This is a genomic window from Pseudomonas sp. NPDC087612 (assembly GCF_044743505.1).
Classification (GTDB): domain Bacteria; phylum Pseudomonadota; class Gammaproteobacteria; order Pseudomonadales; family Pseudomonadaceae; genus Aquipseudomonas.
The window spans coordinates 1-14,818 of sequence record NZ_JBIUWO010000012.1 but is presented as its reverse complement, the minus strand read 5'-3'; the positions used below and the strand labels follow the sequence as shown (position 1 = coordinate 14,818).

Annotated in this window: 16 protein-coding genes; 14 read left to right on the top strand and 2 right to left on the bottom strand. The window is 62.3% G+C overall.

All coding sequences use genetic code 11. The features are described 5' to 3' along the window. The first annotated feature begins 364 nt into the window (after positions 1 to 364). The 12 genes from ccoN (at position 365) to ACIOVF_RS22945 (ending at position 12,196) form a co-directional block, all read left to right on the top strand. Positions 365 to 1,807, top strand: a complete 1,443-nt coding sequence (gene ccoN, locus ACIOVF_RS23000) for a cytochrome-c oxidase, cbb3-type subunit I (protein ID WP_038993873.1) — start codon at positions 365 to 367, stop codon at positions 1,805 to 1,807. Then, entirely contained in the window at positions 1,807 to 2,415 is a 609-nt protein-coding gene (gene ccoO, locus ACIOVF_RS22995) for a cytochrome-c oxidase, cbb3-type subunit II (protein ID WP_036994387.1), read from the top strand. The genes ccoN and ccoO overlap by 1 nt, the downstream gene beginning before the upstream one ends. 5 nt (positions 2,416 to 2,420) lie before the next feature. Then, entirely contained in the window at positions 2,421 to 2,618 is a 198-nt protein-coding gene (locus ACIOVF_RS22990) for a CcoQ/FixQ family Cbb3-type cytochrome c oxidase assembly chaperone (RefSeq protein WP_010225992.1), read from the top strand. Continuing rightward, complete coding sequence (ccoP, locus tag ACIOVF_RS22985) at positions 2,615 to 3,595, top strand: cytochrome-c oxidase, cbb3-type subunit III (protein ID WP_045200473.1); 981 nt, start codon at positions 2,615 to 2,617, stop codon at positions 3,593 to 3,595. Before ACIOVF_RS22990 ends, ccoP begins: the two co-directional genes overlap by 4 nt. A gap of 251 nt (positions 3,596 to 3,846) precedes the next feature. Continuing rightward, entirely contained in the window at positions 3,847 to 5,262 is a 1,416-nt protein-coding gene (gene ccoG / locus ACIOVF_RS22980; RefSeq protein WP_045200470.1) for a cytochrome c oxidase accessory protein CcoG, read from the top strand. 12 nt (positions 5,263 to 5,274) lie between these two features. After that, a complete protein-coding gene (locus ACIOVF_RS22975) occupies positions 5,275 to 5,814 on the top strand; it encodes a FixH family protein (protein WP_045200468.1) in 540 nt (179 codons plus the stop codon). 106 nt (positions 5,815 to 5,920) lie between these two features. Then, positions 5,921 to 8,374, top strand: a complete 2,454-nt coding sequence (locus tag ACIOVF_RS22970; RefSeq protein ID WP_401292686.1) for a heavy metal translocating P-type ATPase — start codon at positions 5,921 to 5,923, stop codon at positions 8,372 to 8,374. 12 nt (positions 8,375 to 8,386) lie between these two features. Continuing rightward, positions 8,387 to 8,599 carry a cbb3-type cytochrome oxidase assembly protein CcoS gene (ccoS, locus tag ACIOVF_RS22965; protein WP_010225999.1) on the top strand — a complete coding sequence of 71 codons (213 nt, stop codon included), beginning with the start codon at positions 8,387 to 8,389 and terminating at the stop codon, positions 8,597 to 8,599. Further along, on the top strand, positions 8,592 to 9,275 hold the full coding sequence (locus ACIOVF_RS22960; protein WP_093385427.1) for a sulfite exporter TauE/SafE family protein: 684 nt from the start codon (positions 8,592 to 8,594) through the stop codon (positions 9,273 to 9,275). Before ccoS ends, ACIOVF_RS22960 begins: the two co-directional genes overlap by 8 nt. Before the next feature lie 83 nt (positions 9,276 to 9,358). After that, positions 9,359 to 10,741, top strand: a complete 1,383-nt coding sequence (gene hemN / locus ACIOVF_RS22955) for an oxygen-independent coproporphyrinogen III oxidase (protein WP_093385431.1) — start codon at positions 9,359 to 9,361, stop codon at positions 10,739 to 10,741. Between the two features lie 118 nt (positions 10,742 to 10,859). Beyond that, positions 10,860 to 11,594, top strand: coding sequence for a Crp/Fnr family transcriptional regulator FnrA (fnrA, locus tag ACIOVF_RS22950; protein WP_010226003.1), 735 nt, complete (start codon positions 10,860 to 10,862; stop codon positions 11,592 to 11,594). Positions 11,595 to 11,647: 53 nt separating this feature from the next. Then, positions 11,648 to 12,196, top strand: coding sequence for an adenine phosphoribosyltransferase (locus tag ACIOVF_RS22945; protein ID WP_045200461.1), 549 nt, complete (start codon positions 11,648 to 11,650; stop codon positions 12,194 to 12,196). Positions 12,197 to 12,274: 78 nt separating this feature from the next. Here the strand turns inward: ACIOVF_RS22945 and recR are convergent, their stop codons facing one another. After that, positions 12,275 to 12,877: a recombination mediator RecR gene (gene recR / locus ACIOVF_RS22940; RefSeq protein ID WP_045200459.1), complete on the bottom strand. Its 603-nt coding sequence runs from the start codon at positions 12,875 to 12,877 to the stop codon at positions 12,275 to 12,277. Between the two features lie 365 nt (positions 12,878 to 13,242). On the opposite strand from recR, the gene ACIOVF_RS22935 reads away from it, so the two are divergent. Both ACIOVF_RS22935 and ACIOVF_RS22930 read left to right on the top strand, forming a co-directional pair. Beyond that, on the top strand, positions 13,243 to 13,788 hold the full coding sequence (locus ACIOVF_RS22935; protein WP_045200457.1) for a fimbrial protein: 546 nt from the start codon (positions 13,243 to 13,245) through the stop codon (positions 13,786 to 13,788). Between the two features lie 59 nt (positions 13,789 to 13,847). Beyond that, positions 13,848 to 14,594, top strand: coding sequence for a fimbria/pilus periplasmic chaperone (locus tag ACIOVF_RS22930; RefSeq protein WP_176794283.1), 747 nt, complete (start codon positions 13,848 to 13,850; stop codon positions 14,592 to 14,594). A 9-nt stretch (positions 14,595 to 14,603) separates the two neighbouring features. Here the strand turns inward: ACIOVF_RS22930 and ACIOVF_RS22925 are convergent. Beyond that, positions 14,604 to 14,818: hypothetical protein (locus tag ACIOVF_RS22925; RefSeq protein ID WP_401292678.1), on the bottom strand; the 215-nt coding region annotated here is incomplete at its 5' end.

Here is a 14,818-nt window from a genome sequence, read left to right as displayed (position 1 = left end):
ACAACTAAGCTTGTTGCCACAGCGACTGAAACAGCCGGTGTGTTTGCACCTTTTTGGGGCATTTTTCGCCAGCGGTTCTGCGCAAAGGCTGATGGGGCCGACTCAAGCGCCGATCGGCGAGTGATGAACGGTACTGCGCACGCGCTCATCGAAAGCCTTTGCCATAGACGAAAAATCAAATTTTGGTACACATATCAGATAATTAATTGTGTACAATTTGCCCACCACAAAGGCTCGAAACCGCCGTGGAACAGGCTTTGGCAAGGATCGGCGCGGGCGCCATCGCGTTGCAATAACCACACGGTTTATACATACTTGCGCCGATTTTTACCCTATAAAAACACCCAAACCGTGGAACCTTAGAATGAGCACAGCAATCAGTCCGACTGCTTATAACTATAAGGTCGTCCGCCAGTTCGCCATCATGACGGTGGTCTGGGGGATCCTTGGCATGGGGCTTGGTGTCTTCATCGCCTCGCAACTGGTCTGGCCCCAGCTGAACCTGGACCTGCCGTGGACGAGCTTCGGACGCCTTCGCCCATTGCACACCAACCTGGTGATCTTCGCCTTCGGTGGTTGTGCACTGTTTGCCACTTCCTACTATGTCGTGCAGCGAACCTGCCAGACGCGACTGATTTCCGACAGCCTCGCGGCCTTCACCTTCTGGGGTTGGCAAGCGGTCATCGTCGGTGCGCTCATTACCTTGCCGCTGGGCTACACCACGACCAAGGAATACGCCGAGCTGGAATGGCCGATCGCCATTTTGCTGGCCATTGTCTGGGTCACCTACGGCGTGGTGTTCTTCGGCACCATCGTCAAGCGCAAGACCAAGCACATCTATGTCGGTAACTGGTTCTACGGCGCCTTCATCGTGGTTACCGCGATGCTGCACATCGTCAACCACGCCTCGTTGCCGGTCAGCCTGTTCAAGTCCTACTCGGCGTACTCGGGTGCTACCGATGCGATGATCCAGTGGTGGTACGGCCACAACGCCGTAGGTTTCTTCCTGACCACGGGCTTTCTCGGCATGATGTACTACTTCGTGCCGAAACAGGCCGAGCGCCCGATCTACTCCTATCGCCTGTCGATCGTGCACTTCTGGGCGCTGATCACCCTGTACATCTGGGCAGGTCCCCACCACCTGCACTACACCGCCCTGCCGGACTGGGCGCAGTCGCTGGGCATGGCCATGTCGATCATCCTCCTGGCGCCAAGCTGGGGCGGCATGATCAACGGCATGATGACCCTCTCGGGCGCCTGGCATAAGCTGCGTACCGACCCGATCCTGCGCTTCCTCGTGGTTTCGCTGGCGTTCTACGGCATGTCGACCTTCGAAGGTCCGATGATGGCGATCAAGACCGTCAACTCGCTGTCGCACTACACCGACTGGACCGTCGGCCACGTACACGCCGGTGCCCTTGGCTGGGTAGCGATGATTTCGATCGGCGCCCTGTACCACATGATTCCGAAGGTCTACGGCCGCGAGCAGATGCACAGCACCGGCCTGATCAACGCGCACTTCTGGCTGGCGACCATCGGTACCGTGCTGTACATCTCCTCGATGTGGGTCAACGGCATCACCCAGGGCCTGATGTGGCGTGCAATCAACGACGACGGCACCCTCACCTACTCCTTCGTCGAAGCCCTGCAGGCCAGCCACCCGGGCTTTATCGTCCGCGCCCTGGGCGGTGCGTTCTTCGCCTCCGGCATGCTGCTGATGGCGTACAACGTTTTCCGTACCGTACGCGCCTCGAAGCCGGCCGAAGCTGAAGCCGCCGCTCAGATCGCTGTAGTTGGAGCTCACTGATGAAGCATGAAGTAGTCGAGAAGAATATCGGCCTGCTGGCCTTCTTCATGGTCATCGCCGTGAGCATCGGCGGCCTGACCCAGATCGTCCCTCTGTTCTTCCAGGACGTCACCAACAAGCCGGTCGAGGGTATGAAGCCGCGTACCGCGCTTGAGCTCGAAGGCCGCGACATCTATATCCGCGAAGGCTGCGTGCAGTGCCACTCGCAGATGATCCGGCCGTTCCGTGCCGAAACCGAACGCTATGGCCACTACTCGGTCGCCGGTGAAAGCGTCTGGGACCACCCATTCCTCTGGGGTTCCAAGCGTACCGGCCCGGACCTGGCCCGCGTCGGCGGTCGTTACTCCGACGACTGGCACCGTGCTCACCTGTACAACCCGCGCAACGTCGTGCCCGAGTCGAAGATGCCGGCCTACCCATGGTTGGTGGAGAACAAGCTCGATGGCAAGGACACGGTGAAGAAGATGGAAGTCCTGCGCACCCTCGGCACGCCGTACACCGATGAAGACATCGCCGGTGCCCGCGACGCGGTCAAGGGCAAGACCGAAATGGACGCCCTGGTTGCCTACCTGCAAGGCCTGGGCACCATCATCAAAAGCAAACGGTGACATTGATGGATATCGGGATGATTCGTGGCCTGGGCACCGTCGTGGTGATGGTGGCCTTTATCGGCCTGGCGTTGTGGGTGTTCAGTTCTCGGCGCAAGTCCGAGTTCGACGAAGCGACCATGCTGCCCTTCGCGGATGATCCCGAAGCCAGCAAGCACGTCGAGCAAGCGCAAGCGAAAGCGTCTAGGAGTAACAACGAATGACTACCTTCTGGAGTCTGTACGTCACCGTTTTGAGTCTGGGCACCATCTTCGCCCTGACCTGGCTGCTGCTGTCCACCCGCAAGGGCCAGCGCAGCGAAACCACTGAAGAAACCGTGGGCCACGCCTACGACGGCATCGAGGAGTACGACAACCCGCTGCCAAAATGGTGGTTCATGCTGTTCGTCGGCACCATCGTTTTCGCCCTCGGCTACTTGGTGCTGTACCCGGGCCTGGGTAACTGGAAAGGCATCCTGCCGGGCTACCAGTACCTGGACAACGACAAGAAAACCGAGTTTGCCAACGGCCAGGCCGGCTGGACCGGCGTGCACGAGTGGGAAAAGGAAATGGCCCGCTCGGACGCCAAGTTCGGGCCGATCTTCGCCAAATTCGCGTCGATGCCTATTGAAGAAGTGGCCAAGGACCCACAAGCGCTGAAGATGGGCGGGCGCCTGTTCGCCTCCAACTGCGCGGTGTGCCATGGCTCCGACGCCAAGGGCTCCTACGGCTTCCCCAACCTCACCGACAACGACTGGCGTTGGGGCGGCGAACCGGAAACCATCAAGGCCACCATCATGGGCGGTCGTCACGGGGTGATGCCGGCCTGGGCCGAAGTCATCGGCGAACAAGGTGTTGCCGACGTTGCTGCCTACGTGCTGACCAACCTCGATGGCCGCACCCTGCCCAAGGATGCCAAGGCGGATCCGGCCAACGGCCAGAAGCTGTTTGCCGCCAACTGCGTGGCCTGCCACGGCCCTGAAGGCAAGGGCACCCCGGCCATGGGCGCGCCCAACCTGACCCACCCGACCGCGTTCATCTACGGTTCGAGCTTCGCCCAACTGCAGCAGACCATCCGTTACGGCCGCCAGGGCCAGATGCCTGCCCAGGAAGCAATCCAGGGCAACGACAAGGTCCACCTGCTGGCCGCCTATGTCTACAGCCTGTCGCACCAGCCTGAGAAAACCGCTGAAGCGCAGTAATTCGCCCAGCTGGCAAAAGCCCCGTCAGTGAAACTGCCGGGGCTTTTTTATAGACCCTGTCCCGACCCATGACCTGTGTCAATTGACACGGGCCAATACACTATTAACCGCGATTCCCCAACGCGGCCAAAGGTCGCACCCCTCCCCCCTGGCGGCAGGACAGGCGTATCATGCGCCCTAGAGCAGCAAGCTTTCGACTGCGGCCGGCAGGTACTGGCCGCGGCACTTCTCCACTGCCGTGGGACTCAATGATGAGCAAGCAGATTCCGGTACATGACGTCACCCCGCCTGCCAGTAAAGACACCAGCAGCGTCGATCTCTACGCCTCCCGAGAAAAAATCTACACCCGCGCCTTCACCGGCGTGTTCCGCAATTTGCGCATGGTCGGCGGCGCCGTCCTGTTCCTGTTGTACTTCGGTACGGTATGGCTGAACTGGGGTGGCCACCAGGCCGTCTGGTGGAACCTGCCGGAGCGCAAGTTCTACATTTTCGGCACCACCATCTGGCCCCAGGATTTCATCCTGCTCTCGGGCCTGCTGATCGTCGCCGCCTTCGGCCTGTTCTTCATCACCGTTTACGCCGGCCGCGTCTGGTGTGGCTACACCTGCCCGCAAAGCGTGTGGACCTGGATCTTCATGTGGTGCGAGAAAGTCACCGAAGGTGACCGCAACCAGCGCATGAAGCTCGACAAGGCGCCAATGAGCGGCAACAAATTCCTGCGCAAGCTGGCCAAGCACAGCCTGTGGCTGAGCATCGGCTTTGTCACCGGCATGACTTTCGTCGGCTACTTCTCGCCGATCCGCGAGCTGGTGATTGAGTTCTTTACCGGCCAGGCCGACGGCTGGGCCTATTTCTGGGTCGGCTTCTTCACCCTGGCCACCTACGGCAACGCCGGCTGGCTGCGCGAGCAAGTGTGCGTGTACATGTGCCCGTATGCACGCTTCCAGAGCGTGATGTTCGACAAAGACACCCTGATCGTTTCCTACGACCCGCGCCGCGGCGAAACCCGTGGCCCGCGTAAAAAAGACCTGGACTACAAGGCCAAGGGCCTGGGCGACTGCATCGACTGCACCATGTGTGTACAGGTGTGCCCGACCGGCATCGACATCCGTGACGGCCTGCAGATCGAGTGCATCGGCTGCGCCGCCTGCATCGACGCCTGCGACACCATCATGGACAAGATGAACTACCCCAAAGGCCTGATCAGCTACACCACCGAGCACAACCTGTCGGGGCAAAAGACCCACATGGTGCGCCCGCGCCTGATCGGTTATGCCGTGGTGCTGTTGACCATGATCGGCCTGCTCACTACCGCGTTCGTCATGCGTCCGCTGGTCGGTTTCGACGTCAGCAAGGACCGCGTGCTGTACCGCGAGAACGCCCAGGGGCGGATCGAGAACGTCTACAGCCTGAAGGTCATGAACAAGGACCAGCGCGACCACGTCTACGTGCTCGAAGCCGGCGGCCTGCCTGACCTCAAGCTTGAGGGCGCACGGGAAATCCGCGTCGCGGCCGGCGATATCGTCAGCCTGCCGGTACAACTGTCGATGGCGCCGGAGCAACTGCCGTCGACCACCAACGAAGTCATCTTCACCCTCAAGGACGCTGACGACAGCGCCACCCAGGTTGAAGCCAAGAGCCGCTTCATCGGCCCGCAAATTCGATAAGAGACTGAGCCCATGCCTTCTGCAACTGCCGCAAGCCCCTGGTACAAGCACCTCTGGCCGTGGATCATCATCGGTGTATTGGCCACCTCGGTGACCCTCAGCCTGACCATGGTGACCATCGCGGTGAACAACCCGGACAACCTGGTCAACGACAACTACTACGAGGCCGGCAAAGGCATCAACCGCTCGCTGGACCGCGAGCTGCTGGCCCAGACCCTCAACCTCAAGGCCAGCGTGCACCTGGACGCGCTGACCGGTGAAGTCGACCTGCGCCTGACCGGCAACAGCCAGCCGCAAACCCTGGAGCTGAACCTCATTTCGCCGACCCAGCCGGAGAAGGACCGCAAGATCATGCTGACCCGCAGCGACAGCGAAGCCGGCCGCTACCTCGGCCAGCTTGGCGACAAGGTCGAGGGCCGGCGTTTCGTCGAGCTGCTGGGCAGCCAGGACGCGCATGTCTGGCGTCTGTTCGAGGAAGAAGAAGTCGCCCACGACAAGACCCTGGTACTCGGTGACGAGGCGCTGCAAGGGGCTGAACACCTCGAGAAATGAGTCGTTGCTTATCGCGGGTCAAGCCCGCTCCCACAGGTGCAATGAATCCCTGTGGGAGCGGGCTTGACCCGCGATCAGCCCAACACCACACCTTGCGACTGACACCATGACCAGCCCCACGCCCTGCTACCACTGCGCCCTGCCCGTGCCCGCCGGCAGCCACTTCACCGCCGTGGTGCTTGGCCAGCCGCGGGCGTTTTGCTGTCCGGGCTGCCAGGCGGTGGCCGAAGCCATCGTCGCCGGCAACCTGGAAAGCTATTACCAGCACCGCAGTGAAGCCAGCGCCAACCCCGATGCCCTGCCCCAGCAACTGGTCGACGAACTGGCCCTGTACGACCGCGCCGATGTGCAAAAGCCCTTCGTGCGCCACAGCGGCGAGCTGGCCGAAACCACCCTGCTGATCGAAGGCATCAGTTGCGCCGCTTGCGGCTGGCTGATCGAAAAGCACCTGCGCAACCTGCCGGCGGTGGCCGAGGCGCGTTTGAACCTGTCCAACCACCGCCTGCAGGTGAGCTGGGCCGACAGTGCGTTGCCGCTGTCCAAGCTGCTCGCCGAGCTGCGCCACATCGGCTACGCCGCCCACCCCTACCAGGCCGACCGCGCCGCCGAACAACTGGCCAGCGAGAACCGCACCGCCCTGCGCCAACTGGGCGTGGCCGGGCTGTTGTGGTTCCAGGCGATGATGGCGACCATGGCCACCTGGCCGGAATTCAACATCGACCTGAGCCCGGAGCTGCACACCATCCTGCGCTGGGTGGCGATGTTCCTTACCACGCCGATCGTGTTCTACAGCTGCGCACCGTTTTTTCGCGGCGCCGCCCGCGACCTGCGTACCCGCCACCTGACCATGGACGTCTCGGTATCGCTGGCCATCGGCCTGGCCTACGGTGCCGGGATCTGGACCGCAATCACCGGCAGCGGCGAGCTGTACTTCGACGCCGTGGGCATGTTCGCCCTGTTCCTGCTCGCCGGACGCTACCTTGAGCGCCGCGCCCGCGAGCGCACTGCCGCCGCCACCGCGCAACTGGTCAACCTGCTGCCGGCCTCGTGCCTGCGCCTGGGCTCGGCCGGGCAGAGCGAGCGGATCCTGCTCAGCGAACTGCGCCTCAAAGACTGCGTATTGATCCAGCCAGGCCACGTGATCCCCGCCGACGGGCGCATCGTCAGTGGCCAGTCGAGCATCGACGAGTCGCTGCTTACCGGCGAGTACCTGCCGCAACCACGCAGCGCTGGCGACGCAGTCACCGCCGGCACCCTCAACGTCGAGAGCGCGCTGACCGTCGAGGTCCAGGCTCTGGGCCAGGACACTCGCCTGTCGGCGATCGTGCGCCTGCTGGAGCGGGCACAGTCGGAAAAACCGCGCCTGGCGGAAATCGCCGACCGCGCCTCGCAGTGGTTTTTGCTGTTCACTCTGATCGCCTCGGCCGCCATCGGCCTGCTGTGGTGGCAGATCGACCCGTCGCGGGCGTTCTGGATCGTCCTGGCCATGCTGGTCACTACCTGCCCCTGCGCCCTGTCGCTGGCCACCCCGACCGCGCTGACTGCCGCCACCGGCACCCTGCACAAGCTCGGCCTGCTGCTGACCCGCGGCCACGTGCTGGAAGGCCTGAACCAGATCGACACGGTAATCTTCGACAAGACCGGCACCCTTACCGAAGGCCGCCTGACCTTGCGCGCAATCCGCCCCTTGCGCGACACCGACGCCGATCGTTGCCTGATGCTCGCCGCCGCCCTCGAAAACCGCTCCGAGCACCCCATCGCCCGCGCCTTTGGCCGCGCCAGCCAGGCTGCCGACGAAGTTCAGGCAATGCCCGGGCTGGGTCTTGAAGGCAAGGTAGGCGAGCACGTGCTGCGCATCGGCGAAGCCGGCTTTGTCTGCGCCCTCAGCGGCGCCCCCACACCGGTGATGCCAGACGAAGCCGGGCAATGGCTGTTGCTCGGTGACCAGCAAGGCCCGCTGGCCTGGTTCGTCCTCGACGACCGCCTGCGCAGCGATGCCGCCGACCTGCTGGCGGCCTGCCGCGCCCGTGGCTGGCAGACCCTGCTGCTGTCTGGCGACAGCTCGCCGATGGTCCACAGCGTGGCCGCCGAACTGCAGATCGACCAGGCCATTGGCAGCCTGCGCCCGGACGACAAGCTGGAGCAACTCAAGGCCCTGCAGCAGCAAGGGCGCAAGGTGTTGATGCTCGGCGACGGGGTCAACGATGTGCCAATCCTGGCGGCGGCCGACATCAGCATCGCCATGGGCTCGGCCACCGACCTGGCCAAGACCAGCGCCGACGCGGTGCTGCTGTCCAACCGCCTGGACGCCCTGGTCCAGGCCTTCAGCCTGGCCCGGCGCACCCGGCGGATCATTATCGAGAACCTGCTGTGGGCCTCGGCGTATAATGGCGTCATGCTGCCGTTTGCCGCACTGGGCTGGATCACGCCAATCTGGGCGGCGGTCGGCATGTCGGTCAGTTCGCTGATCGTGGTCCTCAATGCCCTGCGCCTGACCCGCGTCAGCGGCCTGCCGGCCAGCCATGCGCCAGCCACTGCCACGCATCCCGCGACGGCCTGACCAGGAGCCCCCATGCCCGCGCTTTACATCATGATCCCGGCGGCCCTGCTGATCGTCGCCATCGCCATCTACATCTTCTTCTGGGCGGTGGACAGCGGCCAGTACGACGACCTCGACGGCCCGGCCCACAGCATCCTCTTCGACGACCAGGACCCGCAGCACCAGGCGGCCATGGACGAGGCCGACGGCAAGAAACCCGACGACGGTACCCCGCCCCGTGACTGAACTTCTGCCCCTGCTCAGCTCGGCGTTGATTCTCGGCCTGCTCGGTGGTGGCCATTGCCTGGGCATGTGCGGCGGCCTCATGGGCGCGCTGACCCTGGCCATTCCCAAGGAGCAACGCAGCCGCCGCTTTCGCCTGTTGCTGGCCTACAACCTGGGGCGCATCCTCAGTTATGCCCTGGCCGGCCTGCTGCTCGGCCTGGCCGGCTGGGCGGTGGCCAACAGCCCGGTGGCGACCGCCATGCGCGTACTGGCGGCGCTGCTGCTGATCAGCATGGGCCTGTACCTGGCCGGCTGGTGGAGCGGCCTGACCCGTATCGAGGGCCTGGGCCGGGGCCTGTGGCGGCATATACAGCCGCTGGCCAACCGCCTGCTGCCGGTCTCCAGCCTGCCGCGCGCCCTGCTGCTGGGCGCCCTGTGGGGCTGGCTGCCGTGCGGGCTGGTGTACAGCACCCTGCTCTGGGCCGCGAGCCAGGGCAATGCCGCCGACAGCGCGCTGTTGATGCTGGCCTTCGGCCTGGGCACCTGGCCGGTACTGCTGGCCACCGGCCTTGCCGCCGAACGCACCAGCGCCCTGCTGCGCCAGCGGGGCGTGCGTATCGCCGGCGGCGTGCTGGTGATGCTGTTTGGCCTGTGGACCCTGCCAGGGCCACACCAGCACTGGCTGATGGGCCACTGAAGCGGCGTTGATACAAATCAACACGGGTTTGCCCGGCACTCCCTAGACTCCGGACACTGCTGCTCTTTCTGGGGACTGCCCGCATGCTCGACGTTCTTCGTTGGGACTCCGACCTGATTCGCCGCTACGACCTGGCCGGCCCACGCTACACCTCCTACCCGACCGCGGTGCAACTGCACAGCGAAGTCGGCTCCTTCGACCTGCTGCACGCCCTGCGTGACAGCCGTCGTGCCGTTCGCCCACTGTCGATCTATGTGCACGTGCCGTTCTGCGCCAATATCTGCTACTACTGCGCCTGCAACAAGGTCATCACCAAGGACCGTGGCCGCGCCGCGCCCTACCTGCAGCGCCTGGAGCAGGAAATCCAGCTGATCGCCTGCCACCTGGACCCCAAGCAGACCGTCGAGCAGTTGCACTTTGGCGGCGGCACCCCGACCTTCCTCAGCCACGTCGAGCTGCGCCAGCTGATGGCCCACTTGCGCCAGCATTTCAACCTGCTGGATGACGACTCCGGCGACTACGGCATTGAAATCGACCCGCGCGAGGCCGACTGGTCGACCATGGGCCTGCTCCGTGAGCTCGGCTTCAACCGCGTCAGCCTCGGCGTGCAGGACCTCGACCCGGTTGTGCAGCGGGCGATCAACCGCCTGCAGAGCCTAGAGCAGACCCGGGCAATCATCGAAGCGGCGCGCACCCTGCAATTTCGCTCGATCAACCTCGACCTGATCTACGGCCTGCCCAAGCAGACCCCGGAAGGTTTTGCCCGCACCGTCGAGGAAGTGATCAAGCTGCAGCCCGATCGCCTCTCGGTGTTCAACTATGCGCACCTGCCGGAACGCTTCATGCCCCAGCGGCGCATCGACAGCAACGAGCTGCCGGCCCCGGCGGCAAAACTGGAAATGCTCCACAACACCATCGAGCAACTGACCGCCGCTGGCTACGTGTACATCGGCATGGACCACTTCGCCCTGCCCGATGACGAGCTGGCGATTGCCCAGGAAGAGTCGACCCTGCAGCGCAACTTCCAGGGCTACACCACCCACGGGCATTGCGACCTGATTGGCCTGGGGGTCTCGGCCATCAGCCAGATCGGCGACCTCTATTGCCAGAACAGCAGCGACCTCAACACCTACCAGGACACCTTGTCCACCGCTCAACTGGCGACCAGCCGCGGCTTGATCTGCAGCGAGGATGACCGCCTGCGCCGGGCGGTGATCCAGCAATTGATCTGCCATTTCGAACTGGACTTCGCAACCATCGAGCGGGATTTCACCATTGACTTTCGCGGCTACTTCAACGACCAGTGGCCCGCCCTGCAGGCCATGCACAAGGATGGCCTGATCGAACTAGGCAACGACAGCATCAAGGTGCTGCCCGCCGGACGGCTGCTGGTGCGCTCGGTGTGCATGGTCTTCGATGCCTACCTGGACCTGCACAACCGCCAACGTTTCTCCCGGGTTATCTGAGGTTTTTTGTCGCAGTCTTGTCCCGTCTGGCCTCGGCACAATCGTCCAAGCTGGCCGAAACACCCTAGCCTGGGTTACCCTTACGGCTTATGTGTGCTTTCCCACAAGGATTGAAGAAATGTCCGAGCCAGTTAAACTGCGCCCCCATAACCAGGCCCATTGCAAGGATTGCAGCCTGGCGCCTCTGTGCCTGCCCTTGTCATTGAACTTGGAAGACATGGATGCACTGGATGAAATCGTCAAACGCGGGCGTCCGCTGAAAAAAGGCGAGTTTCTGTTCCGCCAGGGCGACAATTTTGGCTCGGTCTATGCGGTGCGCTCCGGCGCCCTGAAAACCTTCAGCCTGAGTGACAGCGGCGAAGAGCAGATCACCGGCTTCCACCTGCCCAGCGAACTGGTTGGCCTGTCCGGCATGGACACCGAAGCCTACCCGGTGTCGGCCCAGGCCCAGGAAACCACCTCGGTGTGCGAGATTCCTTTCGAGCGCCTGGATGAGCTGTCGGTGCAACTGCCACAGCTGCGTCGCCAGCTGATGCGGGTGATGAGCCGGGAAATCCGCGACGACCAGCAAATGATGCTGCTGCTGTCGAAAAAGACCGCTGACGAGCGCATCGCCACCTTCCTGGTCAACCTTTCGGCGCGCTTCCGCGCCCGTGGTTACTCGGCCAACCAGTTCCGCCTGAGCATGTCACGCAACGAAATCGGCAATTACCTGGGCCTGGCGGTCGAGACCGTCTCACGGGTGTTCACGCGCTTTCAGCAGAACGGCCTGATCCAGGCCGAGGGCAAGGAAATCCATATCCTTGACCCGATTCAGCTGTGCGCCCTGGCCGGTGGTTCGCTGGAAAGCTGACCCCGCGGATAACAGGTATACTGGCGGGCATTCGTTTCTCAGGATACCCGCCCATGCCCAGCGCCACTTTCGACCTCAAAGCCCTGATCCGCCCCGTACCGGACTTCCCCAAGCCGGGCGTGATCTTTCGCGACATCACCCCGCTGTTCCAATCGCCGCGGGGCCTGCGCCATGTCGCCGATGCCTTTATCGAACGCTATGTTGAAACCGAGTTCAGCCATATCGGCGCGATGGATGCGCGCGGCTTTCTGATCGGCTCGATCATCGCCCACCAGTTGAACAAACCCCTGATCCTGTTTCGCAAGCAAGGCAAGCTGCCGGCCGACGTGCTCGCCGAGGGCTACCAGACCGAGTACGGCGAAGCCTTCCTCGAAGTGCACGCCGACAGCCTCTGCGAAGGCGACTCGGTACTGATTTTTGATGACCTGATCGCCACCGGCGGCACCCTGCTGGCCGCCACCAAACTGGTACGGCGCATGGGCGCGCAGGTATATGAGGCGGCGGCGATCATCGATCTGCCGGAGCTGGGCGGCTCGCAGCGCCTGAACGACGTGGGTGTGCCGACCTTCTGCCTGACCGAGTTCTCGCTGAGCGAGTATTGACAGCATCGCGGGGCAAGCCCGCTCCCACAGGCCAAGGTTCTGTGGGAGCGGGCTTGCCCCGCGATTAAAGACCCAGGGTTACAGCGAGATCGGTTTGCGCCCGGCGAACGAATGCGCCAGGGTGCCGCCGTCGACCAGCTCCAGCTCACCGCCCAATGGCACACCGTGGGCGATACGAGACGCGACCAGACCTTTGTCGGCCAGCAACTGGGCGATGTAATGGGCGGTCGCTTCACCTTCCACCGTCGGGTTGGTGGCCAGGATTACTTCGGTGAAGCTGCCCTGCTCCTCGATCCGCGCCATCAGTTGCGGAATGCCGATGGCTTCCGGGCCCAGGCCATCAAGCGGCGACAAATGCCCTTTGAGCACGAAGTAACGGCCGCGATAGCCGGTCTGCTCGACGGCATAGACATCCATCGGTCCTTCTACCACGCACAGCAGCGTGTCGTCCCGGCGCGTGTCGGAACACTGCGGGCACAGCTCCTGCTCGGTCAGGGTCCGGCACTGGCGGCAATGCCCCACCCCTTCCATGGCCTGGTTCAAGGCCTGGGCCAGCCGGGTACCGCCACTGCGATCACGCTCCAATAGCTGCAAGGCCATGCGCTGGGCGGTTTTCTGTCCGACGCCAGGCAAGATGCGCAACGCGTCGATCAGCTGTCGGATAAGCGGACTGAAACTCATGGGAAAAGGCCTTGATGCAAGTGAAGGCGGTTTATACCTGCCTGACTGGGCAACGTCAAATCTTACAGACATTAAGACTAGCCGCGTAAGAAGCTAATCTTTCTTTTACGCTAGCAGTAATATTGCCTACATCGCATAAAGCATACCAACCCCTTTCTAACCCTTCTTGCCTCAATCCCTTCTATAAACACCCAATCGTACAACACCCGGCTAAGTTCCCTCCGCCATCACCACCCTTCTTCCTACATCCAGCCAAATAAATAATCCGCATAATTTCCTGGCGTTCAAGAGCAAGTAAATATGTCTATGCAACACCTCATTTTACTTATCAACGCGCAATCTTAATTAATCCAGTTGGAAAAAAAATGAACACACGCATTTTCGCTCTTGCCCTGTCCTTACCTCTGTTGGCTGGCGTCACCCTCAATGCCCAGGCAACTGATGGCTTGATCGATTTCACCGGCAGCATCTCGGGCACCACTTGCACCATCAACGGCGGCCCTGGCGGCCAGAACTTCACTGTTGCCATGAGCCCGGCGCATACCACCGAATTCACTACTGTCGGCAGTATCGCCCAACCTCGCCCCTTCGAGATCTCCCTGACCAACTGTGTCGCTGGCACCAGCGGCCAAGTGGACATCGAGTTCCTGGGCGGCGCCAATGTGCAGAACGGCCGACTGAACATGGATGCCGGTCCTACCAGCGCAACTGGCGTGCAGTACCAACTGCTCAACCAGGCGGGCATTCCGATCATTATCGGCGGGGTAAGCGGTGGCCAAAACACTGTCCCCGTAGAACTGGTAGATGGCGCTGCGACCCTGCGCTACACCAGCCAGTACTACGCTTCCGCCGCAGCGGTCACCCCGGGTGCCGCCAACTCCCGCGTTCAGTACGTGATCAATCTGCCGTAATGAACCAGCAGGCGCGCCTTGCGCGTCTGCTACCCCCAATCAGGTCGGATATCGCTTTCATGACTCGCTTTTCTTCCTTCCTGCTGGCTGCCCTCGCGCTACTGGCGGCCAGCGCACCCGCGCATGCCAGCGTTGTAATTACCGGCACCCGTATCATCTTTGCGGCACAAGAGCGCGAGGCTACCGTCAACCTCCTCAACAATGGCAAAGACCCCAGCCTGGTTCAGGTCTGGGTAGACGATGGCGATTCCCGAGCAGCACCCGAGACTCTACAGGTCCCCTTTACCGTAACGCCGGCGCTGGCCCGCATCGAACCGGCTCAAGGGCAGAGTATTCGCCTGTTGCACACCGGCAGCCCGATGGCCAGTGATCGAGAGTCAATCTTCTGGTTCAACATGTTAGAAGTCCCCCCAAAAGCCAAAGACAGCAACGTCCTGCAACTGGCCTTTCGTACCCGCATCAAGCTGCTGTACCGCCCACAAGGCCTGCCAGGCAAGCCCGAGGACGCACCCGCCCTGGTAACCTGGCACCGAGCGCCTGGCCAGGACGGCAAGCCGCACACGCTGGTTGGCCGCAACCCAACGGCCTACTTTGTCAATCTCGGGGGAATAAAAGTCGAATTCAACGGCCAGTCGACGTCCTTGGGCACCGGCTATATTGCACCTTATTCGCTCGCACACTTCAGCCCTTCGGCACCTATTAATCCAAGCGCAACCATCAACTTTACCAGCATTAATGATTATGGCGCAGACCATAACAATAGCGCGCCCCTAAGTGCAGTGACGGCTACTACACCCAGCCCATAGCCTTACTCCTTATCTGACACTCCGGGCGGTCTCGAAGTTTTCGTGCGTGCCCAGGTTTACTATTGGCACTTCTGAAAATGACGATAATGTTATTGCACTTTCGCTCGCATCGAAAAAGCTCAGCTTCGTTAGGGATGGTCTGAAGTAGCCATGTGTTTCTGGCTGACTTCGGCCACCGCCGATTTTGAACGTGGCGAGTCGATCCGAAACGCTCAGATCACTCA